The following is a 22,389-nucleotide window of genomic DNA, read 5'->3' as shown; positions in this document are numbered from 1 at the left end:
ACCCTCGACATGACGTCGACGCTCGTCGCCTCCGGCATCGACACCTCTGCCAGCCCCGCCCGCGCCCTGGTCTGCCGTGCCTGTTCGGCCCGCTACCCGCTCGCCGCCCAGCACGCCTGTTACGAGTGTTTCGGCCCGCTGGAAGTCGACTACGACACCGCAGCACTGGCCACCGTCACCCGCGAGCAGATCGAGGCCGGCCCGAACAACATCTGGCGGTACGCCGCCCTGCTCCCCGCCGGCCAGGACCCGGCCAGCCGGGTCACCCTCGACCCCGGGCTGACCCCACTGGTGGCGGCCCCGAACCTCGCCGCCGAGCTGGGCATCACCGCGCCGCTCTGGGTCAAGGACGACAGCGCCAACCCCACCCACTCGTTCAAGGACCGGGTCGTCTCGGTGGCGCTCACCGCCGCCAAGGCGCTCGGGTTCAGCCGGTTCGCCTGCGCGTCGACCGGCAACCTGGCCAACTCGGTGGCCGCCCACGCCGCCCGCGCCGGGGTGCCCTCGGTGGTCTTCATCCCCAGCGACCTGGAGCAGGGCAAGGTCATCACCACCGCCGTCTACGGCGGCGAACTGGTCGCCATCGACGGTTCGTACGACGATGTCAACCGGCTCTGCGGCGAGCTGGTGGAGACCGACGAATTCGAGGACACCGCGTTCGTCAACGTGAACGTCCGGCCGTACTACGCGGAGGGCTCCAAGACCCTCGGCTACGAGGTGGCCGAGCAGCTCGGCTGGCGGATCCCGGCGCAGGTGGTCATCCCGATGGCCAGCGGCGAGCTGCTCACCAAGATTGACAAGGCGTTCTCCGAGCTGGTGGAGATCGGCCTGGTCGAGGCGCCCGCCGACGGCTGGAAGGTCTTCGGCGCGCAGTCCGCCGGCTGCAACCCGATCGCCGTCGCCCTGCACGCCGAGACCGACACGATCGTCCCGGTCAAGCCCACCGGCATCGCCAAGTCGCTCAACATCGGCGACCCGGCGGCCGGCCTCTATGCCCTGGAGGCGGTCCGCCGCACCGGCGGCTGGATGGAGTACGCCGACGACGACGAGATCCGCGCGGGCATTCGCGACCTGGCCCGTACCACCGGGGTCTTCGCCGAGACCGCGGGTGGGGTCACCGTGGCCGTGCTGCGCAAGCTGGTCGAGTCCGGTCGGCTCGATCCGACGGCCGAGACCGTCGCGTTCAACACAGGCGAGGGTCTGAAGACCATCGACGCGGTGGCCGGCCAGGTCGGGCCGACCCACCACATCAAGCCCTCGCTGCGCGCCGCCCGCGACGCCGGCCTCCTCGGCTGACGGACTCGCTCGGACCGGGGGCGAGTCGATCAGTCGGTAACTGGGTTTTCGCTGTGAGTGTGGAAAACCCGCCGCTACGGACTTGACGGCAGGAACCGGACGGCGCAAGATGCTCCGTGCGGGAGGGCATTTCGCCGAAGACTTTTGAAGTTCTTGCGACCCAACGCCGGAGGCGTTGTGCGAGTGTCCCTCCCGACCACGTTCGATCGGGCCAGCGATTTAATCGCTGGCCCGATCGCTTTCCCGGGTGCACCCTCAGCGGCATGAGCATCACGATCGCGTCGTTCGACGGCGCCGACCGGACGTCGGTCGACGAGGCGTACCGGATCGGGTCGGCGGCCAACGACGCCGATCTCCCGGACTTCCCGCCCTTCTGCCGGCGCCGCTTCGACGCGTTTTTCCACACGCCGATGCCCGGCACCCGGTCGCTCTGGGCGCTGGCCCGACTGGACGGCGTGCCGGCCGGCTACCTGCAACTGGACCTGCCGCAGCTCGACAACACCGACAACGCCACCGCCGAGCTGCTGGTGCATCCGCAGCTGCGGCGTCGGGGCGTTGGCCGAGCCCTGCACGAGTACGGGCTGCGCCTGCTCCGTGAGCACGGCCGCAAGCGGGTGGTGGCGATGGCCGTCTCCGCGCTGCCCGGCGGGCAGGCCCGAAGCGTGGCCGGTGACGCGTTCGCCGCCGCGACCGGCGCCCAGCCCGCCCTCACCGAGGTGCGTCGCCGGCTCGACGTCGGCGACATCGACCGGGTCGCCCTGCGGGCGGCGCTCGCCGAGGCCCGACCGCGAGCCGAGGGCTATCACTCGGTCTGCTGGCAGGGCTCCACCCCGGAGGAGTACGTGGCGGACATCGCCTACCTGGACGGCCGGTTGCTCATGGACGCACCCATGGGCGACGTGCAGTGGGAGCCGGAGCAGGTGGACGCCGAGCGCATCCGCGGCAACGAACGGGCGCTGGACGCCCGGGGCCGGCGGCGCTACCACCTCGGGATGCGACACGAGGCGTCCGGCCGGCTGGTCGCCTGGACCCTGCTGGACGTGGGCGCTGCCGCCGACTGGCACGCGTACCAGCAGATCACCCTCGTCGACCCGGCCCACCGTGGGCACCGGCTCGGCCTCATCGCCAAGGCCGAGAACCTGCATCACCTGCTCACCCACGAACCGGCGGTACAGGTGATCGACACCTGGAACGCGGCGAGCAACAGCTACATGGTGTCGATCAACGAGCAGCTCGGCTTCCGCCCGGTGGACTCCTGGACCGACTGGCAGCTCACCCTCTGACAGGTATCGGCGCTACTGCTCGCGGACCTGACTCAGGCATGATGGCGGGCATGACGGAGACCCCGCATCCCCTGTACGACAGGCACGCCGACACCCTCAACCGTGCGCTGACCGCGATCACGGAGCGGGGCTACTGGTCCGCCTATCCCGAATCCCCCAGCCCCCGGGTGTACGGCGAGAGCGCCGCCGCCGACGGTAAGGCCGCCTTCGAGGCGTACCTCGGCGGTGACTTCCCGCTCGACCAGCCCGGCTCCGGCGTTCGGGTCGCCACCGAGACGAGCCCGTTCGGGGTGGAGTTGGCGGTGCGTTACCCGCACGCCGGCACCGGCGAACTGGTCGGCGCCGCCTCCGCCGCGCTGCCGGCGTGGCGCGACGCCGGCCCGCAGGCCCGGGTGGGCGTCTGCCTGGAGATCCTCGACCGGCTGCACAAGAACATCTTCGAGCTGGCCAACGCGGTGCAGTTCACCAGCGGGCAGGCGTTCGTGATGGCCTTCCAGGCCGGTGGCGCGCACGCGCTGGACCGGGCGCTGGAAGCGCTGGCGTACGCGTACGCCGAGATGACCCGGCACCCGGGCACGGCGGGCTGGGAGAAGGCCGCCGGCAAGGGTGACCCGCTGCGGATGACCAAGACGTTCCACGTGGTGCCGCGTGGGGTGGCGTTGGTGATCGGCTGCAACACCTTCCCGACCTGGAACTCGTACCCCGGGCTGTTCGCCTCGCTGGTCACCGGGAACCCGGTGATCGTCAAGCCGCACCCGCGTGCGGTGCTGCCGCTGGCCATCACCGTGAAGTACGCCCGGGAGGTGCTCGCCGAGGCCGGCTTCGACCCGAACCTGATCATGCTGGCGGCCGAGGCGCCCGGTGAGAAGCTCGCCAGCGACCTGGCCCTGCACCAGGCCATCCGGATCGTCGACTTCACCGGCTCCACCGAGTACGGCGACTGGCTGGAGACGCACGCTCGGCAGGCATCGGTCTACACCGAGAAGGCCGGCCTCAACACCGTCGTCATCGACTCCACCGACGACTTCGCCGGCATGTGCCGCAACCTCGGGTTCACGCTGACCCTCTACAGCGGGCAGATGTGCACCACCTCACAGAACATCCTCATCCCGGCCGGGGGCATCGAGACCGACCAGGGGCACAAGAGCTTCGACGAGGTGGCCGGCGGGATCGCCGCCGCAGTCGGCAAGCTCACCGCGGACCCGGCCCGAGGTGTGGAGCTGACCGGCGCCATCGTCAACGACGGGGTGCTGGAGCGGCTGGCCGAGGTGACCAAGGTCGGCGAGCCGGTGCTGGAGTCGCGAGCCGTGGCCCACCCGTCGTACGCCGACGCGGTGGTGCGTACCCCCACGATCGTGAAGCTGACCGCTGACGACGCGGAGACGTACGGCCGGGAATGGTTCGGGCCGATCTCGTTCGCCATCGCGACCGACTCCACCACGCACAGCCTGGAGCTGCTGCGCCGGACGGTCGGCGAGAAGGGCGCGCTCACCGCCGGGGTCTACTCGACCGACGAGGCCGTGTTGGACGCCACCGAGGCGGTGGCGGTCGAGGTCGGGGTGCACCTGTCCTGCAACCTCACCGGCGGTGTCTTCGTCAACCAGTCGGCGGCGTTCTCCGACTTCCACGGCAGTGGGGCCAACGCGGCGGCCAACTCGGCGTTGACCGACGGGGCGTACGTCGCCAACCGGTTCCGGATCGTGCAGTCCCGGCGGCACGTCTGAGTTTCGGTTGCGCTTGGGGGTTTCCGGGGCGGTCCCGTTCCTCGCGGGTCGGGCTGCCCCGGAAACCCGCCGTGGGCGCTGTGGTCGTCGGCGTCTCTGGTCCGGAGCCTCTGCTGTACCCCATGATCGTGCTCGATCCAGGAAGTAGTGGTCTCTGGTCGGATGGTTACCACTACATCCTGGATCGAGCGTGATCATCAGGGCTGGCGGCAGCGCGGCGGCTACCCGCGCGCCGGCGGTGATCGTTGGGTGGTTCTGCGGGTCAGGCTGTTCGGCGCATCTGTAGCTCGGTGAGGGCTGGGATGTTCGGGTGGGGGACTCGTACCCCGGTGTCCTTGAAGCCCAGGCGCTGGTAGGCGCGGTAGGCGCGGTCGTTGCCGACCACCACCTCCAGCAGCAGCTCCGGTCGGCCACAGGCTCGCGACCAGGCGGCCACCCCGTCGATCAGCTCGCCGAGCAGGCCACTGCCGCGCCAGGCCGGCGTGACGTACACGGCGTAGATCACGGTCAGCCCCGGTTCGTTCGGGTGGGTCGTACCACCGGCGTGCCCGACCAGCCGGCCGCCCGGATCGGCGACGAACTGCGCGTTACCGGCACCGGCCGAGGTGTACGCGACCCGGGCGGCGAACTCGTTGTGCGGTCGGGCCGCGGCGTCCGCCAGGGTCTCCAGGAAGGCCAACGGCGCGTCGGCCAGCATCTCCAGGCGCAGCGCCCGCATCCGGGCGGCGTCCTCCGGCCGGACTCGGCGGATCTCCGCGAGCCGCAGGGCCGGCGAGCCCATGTCGGTGGTCATGCCCGCATGCCTACCACAGGGCAGGGATGGCGTTTCGCGAGCTGGGCCCGATCGCCGTCATCTCGGGGCCGCCCCGCGCCGCTCCCTGAATTCGCAATGACGCGGGCGAATCCGGTGGCTCCGGAACTCGGCCGATCAGCGCGGTCGGAACGCCTCGAAGTGTGTCTGATTTGTGGCCGTGCGCGGCCGTCACTCCTCGTGTAGCGTGCGATTTCGGTCACCTGCTTCAATGGCGGTCATCGATCGCTGAGTCGGTGCTCCGGGGCGCCCGGCCGTGCCGTGCGCCGAGTCAGGCAACGCCGCGCAGAGTGAGGGAAGTGCACCGTGGCACAGGGCTCAGTGAAGTGGTTCAACGCCGAAAAGGGCTACGGCTTCATCGCCGTCGACGGCGGTCAGGACGTGTTCGTCCATTTCTCCGCGATCGAGATGGACGGTTACAAGGCGCTGGACGACGGTCAGCGGGTCGAGTTCGAGATCACCCAGGGTCAGAAGGGCCCACAGGCAGAGCACGTACGCGTCATCGGCTGATCTTCCTGGCCGATCGGCCCCGCGAGTCGGGGCTGCGGCAGGGGCGCGCAGCCGGGAAGATCGTGAACCGTTCCAGCCGATATGAGGAGCGTTCATGACCGACCAGCCGCCCCCGCCCACTCCGTCCCCCGGGTCGGGGGAGCCGGACCCGTCCTCGCCCGCCGGCAGCCCCGGCCCCGCCGGTCCGCCGCCCGGCTGGGGATCGGGCATGCCCCCGGCCGGCCCCGCCGGTCCGCCGCCCGGCTGGGATCCCGCGCAGAGTGCCTGGGGTGCGGCCCCGCCGCCGCAGGGATGGGCGTTCCCGCCCACCGGGGGCTACCCGCCCGGGTCGGGTCCCTACGGGGGGCAGCCGTGGTACCCGGGGCCGCCGGTCGGCTGGTACCCGCCGGGTTACGGGTTCGACCCGAACGACGCCCTGGTCACGCCACCCGGTGCAGGCATCGGCGGCTGGTTCAACCGGTGCGGGGGAGCGCTGCGTCGGGGCTGGCGGCAGTTGGTGCCGATCATGCTGCTCACCCAGGTGCTGCCGGCGGCGGTGCTCTCGGTGGTCTCCCTCGGTCTGGACCCGTCGGCGAAGTGGGCCGCCCAGGCCGAATCGACGTCGACCCCCGCGCTGCCGGACAATTTCGCCGCCGAGTTGCTGAGCCTCCTGGTCCTGCTGGTCGGCGGCAGCCTGGTGGTCGGGTTGGTGCAGGCCGTCGGGTGGGCCGCCGGCACCTGGGTGATCACCCAACAGGCGGCCGGTCAGCCGGCCAGCCTGGAGTCTGCGCTGCGCTACGGCCTGCGTCGGGCACTCGGGCTGTGGGGCTGGACCCTGTTGGTCAGTCTGCTCGTCGGCGTCGGTGTCTGTTTCTGCGTGCTGCCGGGCATCTACCTGGCCTTCGCGCTGAGCATGGCCGGCCCGGTCTATCTCTTCGAACGGCACAACCCGATCGGTCGGTCGTTCCGGATGTTCCACGACCGGCTCGGCCTGCTGCTCGGACGGGTGGCCCTGGTGGCCGTGGCGGTGCTCGTCGGCACCCTGATCCCCGGTGGCCTGGAGGGGATCGGCACCTCCGCGCTCGGAACGGATCCGTTCTCCTCGGCGGGTACCGCCGCCGGGACGGTGGTGGTGATCGGGATCACCGCCGTGCTGGCCCTGCCGGCCCACCTCGCTCAGATGATCGGTCTGCTGGTGACGTACGCCGAACAGCGCGCCCATGAGGCGCCGGTGAACACCGCTGGACTGGCTGCTGAACTCGGCTGAGCGGCGGCATCGTGCTTGCACTCGGCAGGGGAGAGTGCTAAACAAGTCATTGGCACTCGCATACCGTGAGTGCCAATGGTCGGGACGGTGGGGCCAGGTTGCACCGGCGTGGAGACGCCGGGGCGGCACATGGCCGGTCGTCGCGGGCTATCCGGCCCGGCCGAAGGACGTCGTCGTCGCCAGGTGGCGACGTCCCAAGGTGCGTACACCAGGCGGCCCATCCGGGGCACACATCTCGGGTGGCCCGTGAGTGTCCAGGAGGACAACGCCGTATGGCCAAGATGATCGCGTTCGACGAAGAGGCGCGCCGCGGCCTCGAGCGGGGCATGAACCAGCTCGCCGACGCCGTAAAGGTGACCCTCGGCCCCAAGGGCCGCAACGTCGTGCTCGAGAAGAAGTGGGGTGCCCCCACCATCACCAACGATGGTGTGAGCATCGCCAAGGAGATCGAGCTCGAGGACCCGTACGAGAAGATCGGCGCTGAGCTGGTCAAGGAGGTCGCCAAGAAGACCGACGACGTTGCCGGTGACGGCACGACGACGGCGACCGTCCTGGCCCAGGCCCTGGTTCGCGAGGGCCTGCGCAACGTGGCCGCTGGCGCCAACCCGATGGCCCTGAAGCGGGGCATCGAGGCCGCGGTCGCGAGCGTCTCGGAGGAGCTGTCCAAGCTCGCCAAGGACGTCGAGACCAAGGAGCAGATCGCCTCCACCGCCTCCATCTCCGCTGGCGACAGCACCGTCGGCGAGATCATCGCCGAGGCGATGGACAAGGTCGGCAAGGAAGGCGTCATCACCGTCGAGGAGAGCAACACCTTCGGGCTGGAGCTGGAGCTCACCGAGGGTATGCGCTTCGACAAGGGCTACATCTCGGCCTACTTCATGACCGACCCGGAGCGTATGGAGGCCGTCTTCGACGACCCGTACATCCTGATCGCCAACAGCAAGATCTCGTCGGTGAAGGACCTGCTCCCGATCCTGGAGAAGGTCATGCAGTCGGGCAAGCCGCTGCTGATCATCGCCGAGGACCTGGAGGGCGAGGCGCTCGCCACCCTGGTGGTCAACAAGGTCCGTGGCACCTTCAAGTCGGTCGCCGTCAAGGCGCCGGGCTTCGGTGACCGCCGCAAGGCCATGCTGACCGACATCGCCATCCTCGCCGGTGGTCAGGTCATCAGCGAGGAGGTCGGCCTCAAGCTCGACGCCGCCAGCCTCGACATGCTGGGCCGCGCCCGCAAGGTCGTGGTGACCAAGGACGAGACCACCATCGTCGACGGTGCCGGTGACGCCGAGCAGATCCAGGGCCGGGTCAACCAGATCCGGGCCGAGATCGACAAGAGCGACTCCGACTACGACCGGGAGAAGCTGCAGGAGCGGCTGGCCAAGCTGGCCGGCGGCGTTGCGGTGATCAAGGTCGGCGCGGCCACCGAGGTCGAGCTCAAGGAGCGCAAGCACCGCATCGAGGACGCCGTTCGCAACGCGAAGGCCGCCGTCGAGGAGGGCATCGTCCCGGGTGGTGGCGTCGCGCTGGTCCAGGCCGGCAAGACCGCCTTCGACAAGCTCGACCTGGTCGGCGACGAGGCGACCGGTGCGAACATCGTCAAGGTCGCGCTGGACGCCCCGCTGCGGCAGATCGCCGTCAACGCCGGCCTTGAGGGCGGCGTCGTGGTGGAGAAGGTCCGCAACATCGAGGCTGGCCACGGCCTCAACGCCGCCAACGGCGAGTACGTCGACCTGCTGGCCGCGGGCATCATCGACCCGGCCAAGGTGACGCGCTCGGCGCTGCAGAACGCCGCTTCCATCGCGGCGCTCTTCCTCACCACCGAGGCTGTCGTCGCGGACAAGCCGGAGAAGACCCCGGCTGCCCCGGCTGGCCCGGGTGGCGGGGACATGGACTTCTGAGTCCAGTTCCGACACCGAACGGGGCGGGCCGCTGACGCGGTCCGCCCCGTTCGTCGTCAGGTCGGTAGTGGGCGCTGGTTGCGCCGCTTGTGCGCCCGGTTGTACGGCGGAAGCAGTTGGATCGGCGCGTCCACCATCTCCTGCGGCTCCTCGACCAGCGACGGCTCACCGTCGGTGGTCATCTCGGCCAGTTGCTCGGCGTCGCCGTAGTCGAGCCGGTCGAACGGCAGTTGGCCGGGGAGTTCACCCATCGGTTTCCAGGTGATCGGCGTGCCGTCCTCGGTCTGGTTGTCATCCGTGGTCATGGCTGCCTCCTCTACCGAAACGGTAGGGGGCGTCGATGGCCGGTGCGGGCGAATGGATCTATGTCCTGTTTGCCCCGGTTATGCCCTGGGCAGGGTTCGCCGGTACAGGAAGAAGACCCGCTCGATCCACGCACCCGCGCTGCCCGAATAGAACGGCACAGGCCCTACCCAGCCGATCTGTGCCCGATCCAGCCCCGCCGCCCGCTGGTCGCGCAGGCAGCGCCGCAACAGCACCCCACCGATGCCCGACCCTTCCGCGGCCGGCGCGGTGCCCATCGGCCCGAACCAGCTCGGCCGGGACGACCCGTACGCGGCGAAGCCGAGCACCTCGCCGTCCCGCTCCGCCAGGTGGCAACCGGCGTCGACGCGCCCCACGGACCCGGCCAGCTCGCCGTCCCACGTTCCGCCGAAGGTGGACCGAGCGAACGCGGTCAGCGCCGGCAGGTCCGCCGGCTCCGCCCGGCGTACGGTGACGCCCTGGTCGGCCAGCCGCCGCTCCGTCGCCTCGGTGGACCGCAGTGCCGGCGACCGGTCGTACGACAGGTCCGCGGTCATGTTCCAGGCGGTCCGGTCCTGCTGGTAGCCGAGCGCGAGGGCGGCGCAGACCGCAGGCGTGTAGCGGACGTCGATTCCCGGCCACGCGTAGTACGGCGGGTTTCCGGCCAGCAACACCTCGGTCGCCCCGCGCTCGGCGAGCACCCGCTCGGCCCGCTGGAGCAGCGCCCGGCCGACGCCCCGACGCCGCTGTTCCGCAAGGACCGCCACCAGATCCACGTGCCCGATCCCCGGCTCGGTCGACGACACCGAACAGATCAGCACCCCCACCAGGTCCGCGCCCCGGTACGCGCCCAGCCCGACCACCGGCCGGTCGGCGGCGGCCCGGGTCCAGAGCACGTCCACGATGGCAGCCGCCTCGGCGGCGTCCTCGGGCAGGTCGAGAGCCTGCTGGCAGAGCTGTACGACGCTGGGGACCAGGTCGGCGGTCAGCTCGGTGACGGTGATCTCGGCGTCCATGGTCGCCGACCCTAGATCACCGAGTGTCGGGCCGCACCCGCGGCTCAGCACTTCAGGAAGGAAACCTGCCTATTGCTGAGCGGCGCGAACGGCGGCGTAGGCGTCGACCTGACCGGCACCGGTGACGTTCGACGGAGCACCGCAGGCGTCGGAGGGGCTGTCGGAGCGATAGGTGGGCGTCGCCGCCGTGGCGGTGTCCCGCAGGATCTGCCGGGTCCGGGTCACGTCCCCGACCAGTACCGGGTTCGCCGACCACATCAGAGCGACCACCCCGGCCACCTGGGGGGTCGCCATCGACGTGCCGTCCAGCGCGGCGTACGTGCCGCCCGGCATGGCCGACACCACCTCCACCCCCGGTGCCAGCACGTCCGGTTTACCCGAGCCGCCCGGCACCGGCCCGCGCGAGGAGAATTCGGCGACGCGCCGCTGGGAGTCCACCGCACCCACGGTCAGCACGTCCGGGTACGGGGCGGGCGGATCGTCGATCGACGCGCACCACGGGCCGGTGTTGCCGGCCGCGGCGACCACGAAGATCCCGGCGGCGTCGAGGGCGGCGGTGGCCGGCCGCAGAACCCGCTGGTCGCAACCCTCGATGGGCGGGCAGCCCCACGAGTTGGTCAGCACCTGCGGGGCGCGCTCCGGACGGCCGTCGGTGAACGGGTCGCCCCCGGCCGGGAAGGGCGCCAACATGAACTGGAGACAGTCCAGGTAGTGCGCGGGGCTTCCGAGGTTGCGATCCAGGTTGACGCAGCCCACCCACTGCGCGTCCGGTGCCACGCCGATGCCGTCCCGCCCGACCGCGCTGCCCACCGTGTGGGTGCCGTGCCCGCCCTGGTCGGTCGGGCTTTGGGTGTCGTCCCACGGGTCGTACCAAGAGTCGTCGCCACCCCTGAACCCGGCCCGTAGCGCCGGATGGGTGCCGTCCACCCCCGAGTCGGAGCTGCCGACCACGATGCCCGTGCCGGTGACCCGGAGTTGGGACCACACCCGGTCGGCGCCGATCTGGCGAATGTTCCACTCCGGGCCGGTGGGCTTGGGTGCGCTGCCCCGATTCTGCCCGGCCGGGGCCGGCAGCGGTCGCAGGCGCTGGCTGACCAGCACCCGCGCCACCTCCGGCCGGCGGGCGAGCCAGGCCCGCACCGCCGGGCCACCGTCCACCTCGATCGCGTTGACCAGGTAGTACGACACCGGGTCGAGGCGCAGCCGGTTCAACCCCCGGAGCAGGTCGCCCTGGCTCTGCTCGGCGGTCGTCACCAGCCGCCGGTAGACCTCCGCCGCGCGGGCGTCCCGCCCGGCCCGACCCGGCGCGGCGGCCGGAAGATCGCTCAGGTCGGCCTGCGTACGCAGCACCACGAACAGCCGCTCGCCGTACAGGCCCGGCTGACCGGGGCCGAGGTCGACCACCCCGAACGCCACCAGCAGCACCACGGCCGCCACCGCGGCGACCCGCCGGTTCGGGGTGCGTGCCGTCGGCCGGGCGAGCAGCACCGCGTACCCGATGGCGACCAGGACCGCGACGGCCAGCCCGACGCCGGCGGCGGTCGCCACCCAGAACGGGATGTCCCGGGTGCCGACCAGCAGCAGAGAGATCTCCTCCGGGTCGGTGAAGGCCAGCGGGCCGAGCGCGGCCAGGCCCACGAGCCAGCCGGTCGCCGTTCGGCCGGCGCGGATGGCCTCGGCCGGATCAGCGGCGGGCCGCCAGGCCGCCGCCCAGAGCGCGGCCAGCGCGAAACCCACCGGCGGCAGGGTCAGCAGGGCGGGCAACTGCGCGCCGGACTGCCCGGTCCCGGCCGCGAGCAGCAGCAGCGCCACCCCGGCGACCAGGCCGCCGACCAGCACCAGCCGAGCCGGCCGGGGCGGTCGCCCAACCGCGAACGGGGACCAGAAGGGGGCGTCCAGCAGAGTCGCGGCCAGCACCCCGAGCGCGGCGGCCGCCAGCAGCGCGAGCACGGTCTCCAGGAGGCCGCCGAGCGCGCCCAGCCAGGCCCACGGCAGCAGCAGCGCCAACCCGGCGGCGACCGCGAGCAGCGGCACCGGGCCGGTTCTGCGCCCGCGCCGGCCGACCGGCTCCGAGTTCCCGGTGGCTGCGGGCCGCGTGGCGTCGCCGTCTCTGGTGGCCTCGGGCCGCGTGGCGTCGCCGTTCCCGGTGGCCTCGGGCCGTGTCGCGTCGCCGTCTCCGGTGGGTGCCGGGCCGCCGACCGAGCCAACCAGCCCGGGGTACGCCCACCGGCGCGCCGACCAGCGCACGGCGAGCGCGCTGAGCAATGCGGCGCCGGCCAGCGCGGCGAGGTACGCCTCGTGGTGCACCGGCGGCACGACCCGCAGCAGTGTGAGCACGCCGAGCGCGAGTGCCCCGATCAACCAGGCCCGCCCGGTGGCCCGGACCGCGCCCGACCGGGGCAGGACGGCCAGCAGCAGGGCGGGCGTGCCGGCCAGCACCACGGTGGCCAGGCCGAGCACCGGCCAGAGCCAGCCGAGCCGGTCCCGTCCGAAGCTCAGCAGCACCTGGTCGGTGAGCCAACCACCGGTCTGGGTGCCCACGGTGACTGCAACCGTCCAGCAGCCGACCAGCACGGCCGCGACCACCGGCCACGGGGAACTGCGGTCGCTGAAGCCGGGTTGCGCAGGTTGACCTTGCATCCGAGAACCTTACGACTACGACGAAGGGTTTCGACCCGACCGTCGGGTTCCGGGGCTTCGAAGACCGTGCAGATCTTGGACAGTTTCCGTCAGGCGATGACGGAAACTGTCCAAGATCTCCGAACGGTGGGTCTGGCTCGGGTGGCGGGACGTGTCGTGCGCTTCGGAGCAGGTGAGCGCGGTGCGGTGCGGGCGGCGAATGTCGACACGGTGGCTCGACGGTTACGGTGGACGGGTGCGCGACCCCAATGTCTCCCGATCCGTCGCCGGTCAGCTCTCACCGGTCCGCCGTGCGTCCGACCTGCGTCGACTGCGTGCCGAGCGCTTCGACGTGCTGGTCATCGGGGGCGGTGTGACCGGAGCCGGTGCCGCCCTGGACGCGGCGTCCCGTGGCCTGAAGGTGGCGCTGGTCGAGGCGCGTGACCTTGCCGCCGGGACCTCCAGCCGGTCCAGCAAGCTCATCCACGGTGGCCTGCGTTATCTGGAGCAGTTGGAGTTCCACCTGGTCCACGAGGCGCTCACCGAGCGCGGCCTGCTGGCCACCCGGCTCGCGCCGCACCTGGTACGCCCGGTGCCGATCATGGTGCCGCTGCCGGCCGGGCGGGGCCTGCGGGACCTGCCGGCCCGGGTCGTCCGCCGCTCGTACTACGGAGCCGGCGTGGCCGCGTACGACGCCTTCGCCGGGATCTTCGGTGGTGGCCGGGGCATGCCCCTGCACCGGCACCTGACCCGGGAGGGCGCCCGGCGGATCTTCCCGAGTCTGCGGGCCGACGCGCTGGCCGGGGCGATCCGCTACTACGACGGGCAGGTCGACGACGCCCGGCTGGTGGTCACCCTGGCCCGCACCGCGGCCAGCCTCGGTGCCACGGTGGTGAGCAGTGCCGGCGCCGTCGGGCTGATCCGGCAGGCGCGCGAGGTGACCGGCGTCCGTGTCCGGGACCTGGAGGCGCCGTCGGGCTCGCCGGACGCGGAGTTCGAGGTGCAGGCCCGCACCGTCATCGCCGCCACCGGCGTGTGGAGCGACGACATGTCCCGGATGCTCAACGACGTCGGCCTGCGGCCCGGCATCCGGGTGCGCGCCTCCAAGGGGGTGCACCTGGTGGTGCCCCGCTCGGCGATCACCGGCGAGACGGGGCTCATCCTGCGTACGGCGAGTTCGGTGCTCTTCGTCATCCCGTGGGGCGGGCACTGGATCATCGGCACCACCGACACCGACTGGCGGCTGGACCGCTCCCACCCGGCCGCCTCGGCCCGCGACATCGACTACCTCCTCCAGCAGGTCAACACCGTGCTGGACCGTCCGCTGACCACCGCCGACATCGAGGGGGTGTACGCCGGGCTGCGGCCGCTGCTGGCCGGTGAGGCCGACTCGACCTCGAAGCTCTCTCGTGAGCACGCGGTCTTCGAGCCGATGCTCGGGTTGTTGCTGGTCGCCGGTGGCAAGTACACGACGTACCGGGTGATGGCGTCCGACGTGGTCGACCGGGCCGCTCGCCGGCTCGGTGGCGCCCGCGCGTCGCGCACCGCCGACCTGCCGCTGCTCGGCGCCGACGGGTACCCGGCGATGTGGCGGGACCGGGCCGACCTGGCGCGCCGGCATGGCGTGCCGGTGGGCGTGGTGGAGCACCTGCTGGAGCGGTACGGCACCCTCACCCTGGACCTGCTGGCGCTGGTGGACGCCGATCCACTGCTGGCGTCCCCGCTGGCCGGTGCTCCGGAGTATCTGGCGGCGGAGGTCGCCTACGCGGCGCGGGCCGAGGGTGCGCTGCACCTGGAGGACGTGCTGACCCGGCGGACCCGGATCTCGTTCGAGACGAGCCACCGAGGGCTGGAGTCGGCGGAGCACACCGCCGAGTTGATGGGCGCGGTGCTCGGTTGGGACGCGGTCACCCGGGCACGCGAGGTCGAGCACTACCGGGCCCGGGTGGAGGCGGAGCGGCAGTCCCAGTTGATGCCGGACGACGCGGCGGCGGACGCGGCCCGCCTCGGTGCTCCGGACGTCCGGGGTTACGCGGCCGACCGGGGCGACGACGATCAGGCGGAGCTGCGCTCGTCCGCTCGGTGACGAATTGCGACGTTACCGATGGGTAACCATCGATACCGACCTGGATGGTGGTTTCGAACGCTACCTACGGTGGGGTAGGTTTCCGCGCGTGCTACCCCGCGCGCGCCCTCGTCTGCTCTTACCCCTGCTCGCCGTCGCACTCGTCGGCGCCCTGACCGGGTGCTCCCTCTTCGACGGAGACAAGCCGAGCACCCCGGTGGCGCAACCGACAGCCGGCACGGCGGGTGGCAGCTCGCAGCCGGAGGTCCCCACCACGGTCGCCGCCGGTCAGGTCAGCCTGCTTCAGCGGCTCGGCGAAGACGGGCCGATGCGCAGCCTGAGCGTCGAGCGGAACGGCGCGTGGCAGTGCGTCGACTGCGCCGGCGACGGCGTGACCTCCCGGGGCACCCTCGCACCGGAGCTGACCGAACGGCTCCAGGTGCTGCTCGCCAACCCGAAGCTGGCCGACGAGACCGATCAGGCCCGGCGGTACCGGACAACCTGCATCGACGCGCTGACGTCCAGCCTCATCACCTCGACCGGGCTGATCACCTCGCAGGACTGCCCGGGTGAGGAGCTCACCCCGGTCGCCGGGGAGATCCTGCTGCTGCTCACCCAGGCGACCCCGGCCGAGGTCAAGGGCTGACCGCAGCCGGTCAGAGCACCTTGCCCGGGTTGAGCAGGCCGGCCGGGTCGAGCGCCGACTTGATCGCCTGATGCACCCGGACGCCGACCGGCCCGATCTCCCGGGCCAGCCAGTCCCGCTTGAGCAGCCCCACCCCGTGCTCGCCGGTGCACGTGCCGCCCAGGTCCAGGCCGAGGCGCATGATCTCGTCGAAGGCCCGCCGACCCCGCTCCACGCTCGCCGGGTCGGCCCGGTCGACAACGATGTTCGGGTGCATGTTGCCGTCCCCGGCGTGCCCCACCACGCCGATCGGCACCTCGCACTCGGCCGCGATCCGGGCGACCCCGTCCAGGAGCGCGGCGAGCGCGCCGCGCGGCACCGCCACATCGTCGATCACCAGACCGCCGTTGCCGCCCGGGTAGGCGTCCGCCGCGAACTTCTCCATGGCCGGGTGGGCCAGCCGGCGAGCCTGGAGCAGGGCCGCCGCCTCCACCGCGTCGGTGGCCGCGTAGACCTCGTCGGCGCCGACGGCCTCGCACACCTCGGCCAGCACGGCCAGGTCGTCCGCCGCCCGGGCGCCGGTGTCGGCGGCGGCCAGCAGCAGGGCCTGCGCGTCGGTCCGCAACCCCATCGGCTGGTACGCCTCGATCGCCCGCAGGTGGGTCTGGTCCAGCAACTCCAGCAGGCTGGGGGTGAGCCCGCGAGCCGCGATCTCGGCCACCGCCGCGCCGGCAGTGGCGGTAGAGGGGAAGACCGCCACCAGGGTCAGCGACTCGGCCGGGGCGGGCCGCAGCGCCACGGTCACCTCGGTGATCACGCCGAGGGTGCCCTCCGAACCGACGAACAGCCGGGTCAGGTCGTAGCCGGCCACCCCCTTGGCCGTACGCCGGCCGGTGCGCAGCACCTCACCGGAGGCGAGCACCACCTCCAGGCCGAGCACGTACTCGGTGGTCACTCCGTACTTCACACAGCACATGCCGCCGGCGTTGGTGGCCACGTTGCCGCCGATGGTGGACGACTCCCAGGAGCCGGGGTCCGGCGGGTACCAGAGGCCCTGTCCGGCCACCGCCCCGGCCAGCGTCGCGTTGACCACCCCCGGCTGGACCACCGCGATCCGGCTCACCGGGTCGATCTCCCGGATCTCGTTCATCGCGACGGTGCTGAGCACCACCGCGCCGTCCACGGCGTTCGCCGCGCCGGCCAGCCCGGTCCGCGCGCCCTGCGGCACCACCGGTACGCCGTGCCGCGCCGCCGCCTGGATCACGGCGACCACCTGCCCGGTGTCGCGCGGGCGGGTCACCACCAGCGGGACGCCGGCGGCGCACAGGTCGGCCTCGTCCCGCTGGTGCATGCGCAGCAGGTCCGGGTCGGTGAGCACGGCGTCGTCACCGAGCGCGGCGCGCAGGTCGTCGAGGAGCGCGGTGGGGGCCATGCAGCCGAGGCTAGGTCGCCGACCGGCGATCATCAACATGATCGACTGGGCGGGATAACTTGGGCACCATGCTCTACCTGGATCGGCCGGCCTGGCCGTGGCGCGGTCGGCTCTGGTCGCACCTGATCAGCGACGTCTCGTACGCCGAGCTGCACGCCTTCGCCGAGGCGCTCGGCGCGCCCCGGCGCGGCTTCGACCGGGACCACTACGACATTCCGGCCGACCGGTTCGCGGCGGCGGTGTGGCTCGGTGCCCAGGTGGTGCCGAGCCGAGAGCTGGTCCGGTTGCTCCGCGCCGCCGACCTGCGTCGGCCGAAGCACCTGATCAGCCCGCGTTCTCCGGCTCCCCGGTGAGGGCGGCCAGCTCGCGGCGCACATTGTCCCGGGCGGGCTCTTCCCACCGGCTCGCCAGCGGTGGCGACCGGAACAGCGCGGGCAGTGCCAGCAGGCCGGTCAACACGGCGGCCCGCCCAGCCTGGAAGGCCGGCTCCGGCACGTGGGCGTACTCCCGGCGGATCGCCGCCGCGTAACGCTCGTAGCGAGCCGGCGGCGCGGCCAGCACGGCCAGGTCCGCGTCGCAGAGCAGAGCACCGTCCCGGTCGCCCGGTGCCACCGTGTGCCCGGCGGTGAGCAGCACCAGCCGGCGCACCTCGGCCACCGTGGGCGCCGGCACCCCGAGCCCGGTGAGCACGCTCTCGGCCAGCGCGGCGCTGTCCCGTTCGTTGGCGTCGCCAGCGGCCCGGGGGTCGTAGACCGCGTCGTGGAACCAGGCTGCCAGCCGGACGGCGTCGGCCCGGGCGGCCAGGTCGGCGTGCTGGTCCACCACATCGAGCACCGCCGTCAGGTGGGTCAGCGTGTGGTAGTGCCGGTGCGGCTCCCGCCACCGGGCGATCACCTGCTCCCCGGCCCTGGTCGTATCCGGGTCGGGCCTCGCGCCGGCACCCCGGGCCGCCGCCCGCCACCGGTCCAACAGATCAACCACCGCCCGAGTCTGCCGCATCGGCCGGTGACGCGCGGGAAGGGAGGGTTCAGCGGGCCCACCACGGGTAGTCGCGCCCATGGCCGTGGCCCGGGACAAGCGACCTCGAATGGTGCGACGTACCGCGCTGCGCAACGGGTTGGTGGACATCGACGGCGCGCGGATCGCCGAGGCCACCGAACAACTGCGTCACCGCGGCCGGGCCACCCTGCACGACCGGCTGCACCGGGTACGGATGGCCGGTGGACTCGCCGTGCAGGCCGGGCTGGCCGCCGGGCTCGCGTACCTGATCTCGCACAAGGTGCTCGGCAACCCGCAACCGGTCTTCGCGCCGATCTCCGCGGTCGGCACCCTGGCCGCGTCGGTCGGTCAGCGGTTCCGCCGGACGGTGGAGCTGATCGTCGGGGTAGGGGTCGGGGTGTTCGTCGGCGACCTCCTGATTTACCTGCTCGGCACCGGGGCGTGGCAGCTCGGCCTGGTGGTCACCGTGGCGATCCTGCTCACCATCTTCGCCGGAGCGAGCGTGGCCATCGTCATCCAGGCGGCGGCAACGGCGGTGCTGATCGTGACGCTGAGCCCGTCGACCCAGAACCTGGAGATCCCCCGCTTCGTCGACGCCTTCCTCGGCGGTGGGATCGCGCTGCTGGTCACGGCGGTGCTGCTGCCACTGAACCCGCTCCGAGTGATCAACCGGGCGGCCCGCCCCGCCCTGGACCTGCTCGCTGCCCAACTCGACGCCACCGCCGACGGGCTGCGCAACCGGGACCGCGCCGCCATCCAGGGCGCACTGGAGAGGCTGCGCAACAACAAGGAGGAGTTGGCCACGTTGGGCGAGGCCATCGAGGGGGCGAAGGAGACCGCCACCCTCTCCCCGGCCCGGTGGCACCGCCGCGACGAGCTGACCCACTACGCCGAGGCGGCCGACCCGATCGATCGGGCGATGCGCAACAGCGGCACGCTGATCCGCCGGTCCGTCACGCTGGTCGAGGACGAGGAGCCGGTGCCCGATCCCATGCCGGACGCGATCGCTCACCTCGCCGAGTCGGTCCGGCTGCTCAAGCACGAGTTCGCCGCCGGCGAGGAGCCGGAGAAGGCCCGGGAGCGGTCGCTGCGGGCGGTCAGCGAGGCCGGCCGGGGATACGGCGCCGGGGTTGGCTTCTCCGGCAGCGTGGTTATCGCCCAGATCCGGACGACCGCGAGCGACCTGCTGGTGGCCTCCGGGATCGAGCAGGAGGAGGCGAACCGGTGGATCCGCACCGCCTTCGGGGAGCAGGAGCGCCCGGTCGGTGAGCCCGCCGAGCCCGGCGAGACACCGAAGCCACCCACCGCCCCGCCGGTCGGCTGAGCTGGGGGCCACCGTCGGGCGTGCCTCAGCCCAGCTCGGCCAGCGCCGCGAGCAGCCGGTCCACCTGAGCGGCCGTGCTGCCCAGCCCGATGCTGGCGCGCAGCGCGGTGGGCGGCAGGTCCCGCCGGCCGGTACGCCCCGCCGCCTCGGCGAGCAGACGCCGGGCCAGCGGGTGGGCACAGAACAACCCGTCCCGTACGCCGATGTGGTGCTCGGCGGCCAGCCGCGTGGCCACCTCGGTGGAGTCCCATCCGGCGACCACGAACGAGACGATGCCGACCCGGGGCGCGTCCGGGCCGAAGGTGCGCAGCTCGACGACGTGCGGCAGGGCGGCGAGGCCGGTCCGTAGCCGGGCCAGCAGGGCCTGCTCGTGGGCGGCCAGCGCACTCTGGTTCGCCTCGTCGAGCGCCTTGCACACCGCCGCCAGCGCGACCGCTCCGAGCAGGTTCGGGGTGCCGCCCTCGTGTCGGGCCGGGCCGGTCGCCCAGGTCACGTCGTGGGTGGCCGGCCCGACGTGACTGGTGGCTCCACCGCCGGCCAGGTAGGGCGGGGCGGTGTCCAGCCAGTCGGCCCGACCGATCAGCACTCCTGCGCCGAACGGCGCGTACAGCTTGTGGCCGGACACGGCCAGATAGTCGACGTCGAGCGCGAGCAGGTCGACCGGGGCGTGCGGGGCGAGCTGCGCGGCGTCGAGCACGATCCGGGCACCGTGCCGGTGCGCCACACGCGCCAGTTCGGCGACCGGCCACCGCTCACCGGTCACGTTGCTCGCACCGGTCACCGCGACCAGCACCGGCAACGCCGGGCTGCTGCCCCGGCGCAGCTCGGTGAGGGCGGCGGCGAGATCGCGTACCGCCCCGTCGGGGTCGCTGGGCACCGGCAGCCGCACCGACCCGCGCGGCCAGGGCAGCAGGTTGGCATGGTGTTCGCCTGCGAACGTGACCACCGTGGTGCCGGCCGGCACGGCCCGCGCCAGCAGGTTGAGCGCGTCAGTGGTGTTGCGGGTGAAGATCACATGATCGTCGGCGCGAGCGCCGAAGAAGTCGCCGATCGTCTGCCGGGCCTGCTGGTACGCGAGGGTGCAGCGCCGCGACAGCGCTCCCGCTCCGCGATGCACGCTGGCGTACCAGGGCAGCAGCTCGGCCACCGCGTCGGCCGCGGCCCGGGCGCACGGCGCACTGGCCGCGTAGTCCAGGTTGATCTCGCCGGGCACGCCGAGGACGTCGAGCGGCGCGGACGGCGCCGACGGCACGGTGGGCAGGCTGGGCAGCGAGGGGACGAGAGTGACGGACACGCCGGAACCTCCGGGGTCAGGGACCCCGGGTGCGACATCGGGACGGGGTCCGCGCTTGCCCAGCACACCGATCGGGCTGGGCCCGGTCATCACCCGGGGCACCCCACCGCGAACTCGACGAGGGTTGCCGGCCAGCAAGCCGGGGCTGAACGCTGGCACTCGTGACCTGCCGGCAGCATAGCGGCTACCGATGCGACCGAACCAGCCGGCGGCGGATGGCTACGCTGACGGCATGGCCGACACCCCGCCCGGTTCACCGCTGCCGCCGTCGCCCGCCGCGCCGCCTGCGTCCGCCGCGCCATCCGTGGGCGAGCAGCCCCGGATGCCGCTGCGCCGACTGGGCTGGCGGCGGTTCCTGGCGCTGGCCGGGGTGGTGCTGTTGATCGCGGCGTGCGCGGTCTTCATGGTCTTCACGCTCGGCCAGTCGCTCGGTGTGCAGGCCCTGCTGATCGGGGTCGTCGCCGCCATCCTGCCGGTGCCGGTGCTGGTCGCCTGCTTCCTCTGGCTGGACCGGTACGAACCGGAGCCGTTGAAGTATCTGATCTTCTGCTTCGCCTGGGGGGCGTTCGTCTCCACCGCCGCCTCGCTCACGGTCAACGACTTCGCGGCCAACCGCTTCGCCGACTGGGGGCTGCCGTCCGCGCTCACCGGGGTGCTGGTGGCACCGTTCATCGAGGAGCTGACCAAGGCGCTGGGCCCGATCCTGCTGCTGGTGTTCCGCCGCCGCGAGTGGTCCGGGATCACCGACGGCCTGGTCTACTGCGGGCTCTCCGCGGTCGGCTTCGCGATGGTGGAGAACATCCTCTACCTGGGCGGGTTGGGGTACGCGTCCGGCGCCGACCGGTACGGTCCGGCCACCGGCATCCAGCAGGTCATCGCGATCTTCATTCTGCGGATCCTGCTGTTCGGGTTCGCCCATCCCCTTTTCACCTCGATGACCGGTGTGGGGTTGGGTATCGCCTCCCGGACGGCCGACCGGCGCATCCGGGTGCTCGCCCCGATCGCCGGCCTGCTGCTGGCGATGATGCTGCACGGCACGTGGAACCTGCTGCCCACGCTGACCCAGGCCACCGGCGAGGCCATGATCATGCTGTACGGCTTCCTGGGCCTCATGGTTCCGGTCTTCTTCGGCACCGTGGGGCTGGCGCTGTGGTTGCGCGCCTGGGAGGGGCGGCTCACCGAGCGGGTCCTGCCCGACTACGTCCGCGCCGGTTGGCTCAGCCCGCCCGAGGTGGCCGCCCTGAGCGGTCTCGGCCGGCGGCATGCCGCCCGCAGTTGGGCGCGGCGCGTGGCCGGCGACGCCGGGGTGCGGGCGATGCGGGGTTACCAGTCCGCCGCGACCCGGCTGGCCCTGCTGCGCGACGGGACGCTTCGCGGCCTGGACCGCAAACCCGCCGACCAGGAGCGGACCGCCCGTGAGGAGCGGGAGCTGCTGGACGCGATCACCGCGTACCGGTCGTTCTTCGTGGGTCGGGACCCGCAGGCACCGGCGGGGGTCTGGGACGGCAGCCGCTACCACCTGCGCTTCCCGGACGGCACGCAGCGCGCCGTTGACGCGCCGGACGAGCCGGTGGTGCCGATCCCGGTGGTGCTGGCGCCCGCCCCGGCTCCGGCGGGGTACGCCCCGCCCGGTTGGCCCGGCCTGCGCCCGGCGTCGCCCTGGCCGCCGACGCACCCCTGACAGCTGCGGCCTGACGGCTGACGGCTGACGGCAGTGCCGCTCAGGTCATCAGCGAGGTGAGGAAGTCACCGAGGCCCTGGAACATCGCGATCAGCGCGGCCCCGATCGCCCGGAACATCTGCGCGGCGCCGTCCGGCCGAAAGGCCATGAAGTAGATCAGGAACGCGACACTGCCCCAGGTCAACAGCTTCTTCACGAATACCGGCATCGTCCCTCCCCAGGGCCACGGTCGCCGGATGGCTTCCCGTCGTGCGGCTGGGCAAACG

General features: G+C 72.4%; 19 protein-coding genes and 1 riboswitch. Of the genes, 11 read left to right on the top strand and 8 right to left on the bottom strand.

The features are described 5' to 3' along the window. Positions 1–9: 9 nt before the first annotated feature. From thrC to paaN, 3 genes are all read left to right on the top strand, one after another. On the top strand, positions 10–1,296 hold the full coding sequence (thrC, locus tag ACFYP0_RS20030; protein ID WP_355497411.1) for a threonine synthase: 1,287 nt from the start codon (positions 10–12) through the stop codon (positions 1,294–1,296). A gap of 263 nt (positions 1,297–1,559) precedes the next feature. Then, positions 1,560–2,579, top strand: coding sequence for a GNAT family N-acetyltransferase (locus ACFYP0_RS20025; protein ID WP_386997083.1), 1,020 nt, complete (start codon positions 1,560–1,562; stop codon positions 2,577–2,579). 50 nt (positions 2,580–2,629) lie between these two features. Further along, positions 2,630–4,303, top strand: a complete 1,674-nt coding sequence (gene paaN, locus ACFYP0_RS20020; RefSeq protein ID WP_355497408.1) for a phenylacetic acid degradation protein PaaN — start codon at positions 2,630–2,632, stop codon at positions 4,301–4,303. Between the two features lie 262 nt (positions 4,304–4,565). Here paaN and ACFYP0_RS20015 read toward each other — a convergent pair whose 3' ends face one another. Continuing rightward, complete coding sequence (locus ACFYP0_RS20015; protein ID WP_124860376.1) at positions 4,566–5,096, bottom strand: GNAT family N-acetyltransferase; 531 nt, start codon at positions 5,094–5,096, stop codon at positions 4,566–4,568. Between the two features lie 324 nt (positions 5,097–5,420). Here ACFYP0_RS20015 and ACFYP0_RS20010 point away from each other — a divergent pair, with 324 nt between their 5' ends. The 3 genes from ACFYP0_RS20010 (at position 5,421) to groL (ending at position 8,765) form a co-directional block, all read left to right on the top strand. Continuing rightward, positions 5,421–5,624 (top strand): cold-shock protein, encoded by a 204-nt coding sequence (locus tag ACFYP0_RS20010; protein ID WP_091402914.1) that lies wholly within the window; start codon positions 5,421–5,423, stop codon positions 5,622–5,624. A 94-nt stretch (positions 5,625–5,718) separates the two neighbouring features. After that, entirely contained in the window at positions 5,719–6,870 is a 1,152-nt protein-coding gene (locus tag ACFYP0_RS20005) for a hypothetical protein (protein ID WP_355497403.1), read from the top strand. Between the two features lie 272 nt (positions 6,871–7,142). After that, complete coding sequence (groL, locus tag ACFYP0_RS20000) at positions 7,143–8,765, top strand: chaperonin GroEL (protein ID WP_124860372.1); 1,623 nt, start codon at positions 7,143–7,145, stop codon at positions 8,763–8,765. Positions 8,766–8,821: 56 nt separating this feature from the next. On the opposite strand, the gene ACFYP0_RS19995 is transcribed toward groL, so the two are convergent. The 3 genes from ACFYP0_RS19995 to ACFYP0_RS19985 form a co-directional block, all read right to left on the bottom strand. Continuing rightward, positions 8,822–9,070, bottom strand: a complete 249-nt coding sequence (locus tag ACFYP0_RS19995) for a hypothetical protein (RefSeq protein ID WP_124860370.1) — start codon at positions 9,068–9,070, stop codon at positions 8,822–8,824. 78 nt (positions 9,071–9,148) lie between these two features. After that, on the bottom strand, positions 9,149–10,084 hold the full coding sequence (locus tag ACFYP0_RS19990) for a GNAT family N-acetyltransferase (protein ID WP_355497401.1): 936 nt from the start codon (positions 10,082–10,084) through the stop codon (positions 9,149–9,151). A gap of 69 nt (positions 10,085–10,153) precedes the next feature. Next, the gene (locus ACFYP0_RS19985; RefSeq protein ID WP_386997079.1) at positions 10,154–12,724 is read right to left on the bottom strand and encodes a S8 family serine peptidase; all 2,571 of its coding nucleotides are present in this window, start codon (positions 12,722–12,724) and stop codon (positions 10,154–10,156) included. Between the two features lie 199 nt (positions 12,725–12,923). On the opposite strand from ACFYP0_RS19985, the gene ACFYP0_RS19980 reads away from it, so the two are divergent. Next, complete coding sequence (locus ACFYP0_RS19980; RefSeq protein WP_355497395.1) at positions 12,924–14,789, top strand: glycerol-3-phosphate dehydrogenase/oxidase; 1,866 nt, start codon at positions 12,924–12,926, stop codon at positions 14,787–14,789. Between the two features lie 88 nt (positions 14,790–14,877). Continuing rightward, positions 14,878–15,414, top strand: a complete 537-nt coding sequence (locus ACFYP0_RS19975) for a hypothetical protein (protein WP_357009046.1) — start codon at positions 14,878–14,880, stop codon at positions 15,412–15,414. A 10-nt stretch (positions 15,415–15,424) separates the two neighbouring features. Here ACFYP0_RS19975 and ACFYP0_RS19970 read toward each other — a convergent pair whose 3' ends face one another. Beyond that, positions 15,425–16,825, bottom strand: coding sequence for an FAD-binding oxidoreductase (locus ACFYP0_RS19970; protein ID WP_355497389.1), 1,401 nt, complete (start codon positions 16,823–16,825; stop codon positions 15,425–15,427). Between the two features lie 68 nt (positions 16,826–16,893). On the opposite strand from ACFYP0_RS19970, the gene ACFYP0_RS19965 reads away from it, so the two are divergent. Continuing rightward, positions 16,894–17,178, top strand: coding sequence for a DUF4031 domain-containing protein (locus ACFYP0_RS19965; protein WP_355497388.1), 285 nt, complete (start codon positions 16,894–16,896; stop codon positions 17,176–17,178). Here ACFYP0_RS19965 and ACFYP0_RS19960 read toward each other — a convergent pair. Further along, positions 17,150–17,806: an HD domain-containing protein gene (locus ACFYP0_RS19960; protein WP_355497385.1), complete on the bottom strand. Its 657-nt coding sequence runs from the start codon at positions 17,804–17,806 to the stop codon at positions 17,150–17,152. The two genes, ACFYP0_RS19965 and ACFYP0_RS19960, sit on opposite strands and share 29 nt — an antisense overlap. Before the next feature lie 106 nt (positions 17,807–17,912). Here ACFYP0_RS19960 and ACFYP0_RS19955 point away from each other — a divergent pair, with 106 nt between their 5' ends. After that, positions 17,913–19,148, top strand: a complete 1,236-nt coding sequence (locus tag ACFYP0_RS19955; RefSeq protein WP_355497382.1) for an FUSC family protein — start codon at positions 17,913–17,915, stop codon at positions 19,146–19,148. A gap of 25 nt (positions 19,149–19,173) precedes the next feature. On the opposite strand, the gene ACFYP0_RS19950 is transcribed toward ACFYP0_RS19955, so the two are convergent. Next, on the bottom strand, positions 19,174–20,442 hold the full coding sequence (locus ACFYP0_RS19950) for an aminotransferase class V-fold PLP-dependent enzyme (RefSeq protein WP_386997076.1): 1,269 nt from the start codon (positions 20,440–20,442) through the stop codon (positions 19,174–19,176). 46 nt (positions 20,443–20,488) lie between these two features. Then, a riboswitch (SAM riboswitch) is annotated at positions 20,489–20,609 on the bottom strand. A gap of 23 nt (positions 20,610–20,632) precedes the next feature. Here ACFYP0_RS19950 and ACFYP0_RS19945 point away from each other — a divergent pair. Continuing rightward, entirely contained in the window at positions 20,633–22,123 is a 1,491-nt protein-coding gene (locus tag ACFYP0_RS19945) for a PrsW family intramembrane metalloprotease (RefSeq protein WP_356978198.1), read from the top strand. A gap of 40 nt (positions 22,124–22,163) precedes the next feature. Here ACFYP0_RS19945 and ACFYP0_RS19940 read toward each other — a convergent pair whose 3' ends face one another. Further along, complete coding sequence (locus ACFYP0_RS19940; RefSeq protein ID WP_167337262.1) at positions 22,164–22,331, bottom strand: hypothetical protein; 168 nt, start codon at positions 22,329–22,331, stop codon at positions 22,164–22,166. Positions 22,332–22,389: the final 58 nt, after the last annotated feature.

The organism is Micromonospora arida (assembly GCF_042873195.1).
Taxonomy (GTDB): domain Bacteria; phylum Actinomycetota; class Actinomycetes; order Mycobacteriales; family Micromonosporaceae; genus Micromonospora; species Micromonospora arida.
The sequence above is the reverse complement of the archived record's forward strand: the minus strand, read 5'-3'. Positions and strand labels throughout refer to the sequence as shown.

Bases quoted from the DNA above. Each gene is read 5' to 3' on its own strand.
- ACFYP0_RS19980 (WP_355497395.1), top strand. From the start codon at position 12,924: ATGTCGACACGGTGGCTCGACGGTTACGGTGGACGGGTGCGCGACCCC.
- thrC (WP_355497411.1), top strand. From the start codon at position 10: ATGACGTCGACGCTCGTCGCCTCCGGCATCGACACCTCTGCCAGCCCC.
- ACFYP0_RS19955 (WP_355497382.1), top strand. From the start codon at position 17,913: ATGGTGCGACGTACCGCGCTGCGCAACGGGTTGGTGGACATCGACGGC.
- groL (WP_124860372.1), top strand. From the start codon at position 7,143: ATGGCCAAGATGATCGCGTTCGACGAAGAGGCGCGCCGCGGCCTCGAG.
- ACFYP0_RS19945 (WP_356978198.1), top strand. From the start codon at position 20,633: ATGCGACCGAACCAGCCGGCGGCGGATGGCTACGCTGACGGCATGGCC.
- ACFYP0_RS19965 (WP_355497388.1), top strand. From the start codon at position 16,894: ATGCTCTACCTGGATCGGCCGGCCTGGCCGTGGCGCGGTCGGCTCTGG.
- ACFYP0_RS19970 (WP_355497389.1), bottom strand. From the start codon at position 16,825: ATGGCCCCCACCGCGCTCCTCGACGACCTGCGCGCCGCGCTCGGTGAC.
- ACFYP0_RS20005 (WP_355497403.1), top strand. From the start codon at position 5,719: ATGACCGACCAGCCGCCCCCGCCCACTCCGTCCCCCGGGTCGGGGGAG.
- ACFYP0_RS19940 (WP_167337262.1), bottom strand. From the start codon at position 22,331: ATGCCGGTATTCGTGAAGAAGCTGTTGACCTGGGGCAGTGTCGCGTTC.
- ACFYP0_RS20025 (WP_386997083.1), top strand. From the start codon at position 1,560: ATGAGCATCACGATCGCGTCGTTCGACGGCGCCGACCGGACGTCGGTC.
- ACFYP0_RS19995 (WP_124860370.1), bottom strand. From the start codon at position 9,070: ATGACCACGGATGACAACCAGACCGAGGACGGCACGCCGATCACCTGG.
- ACFYP0_RS19990 (WP_355497401.1), bottom strand. From the start codon at position 10,084: ATGGACGCCGAGATCACCGTCACCGAGCTGACCGCCGACCTGGTCCCC.
- ACFYP0_RS20015 (WP_124860376.1), bottom strand. From the start codon at position 5,096: ATGACCACCGACATGGGCTCGCCGGCCCTGCGGCTCGCGGAGATCCGC.
- ACFYP0_RS19985 (WP_386997079.1), bottom strand. From the start codon at position 12,724: ATGCAAGGTCAACCTGCGCAACCCGGCTTCAGCGACCGCAGTTCCCCG.
- paaN (WP_355497408.1), top strand. From the start codon at position 2,630: ATGACGGAGACCCCGCATCCCCTGTACGACAGGCACGCCGACACCCTC.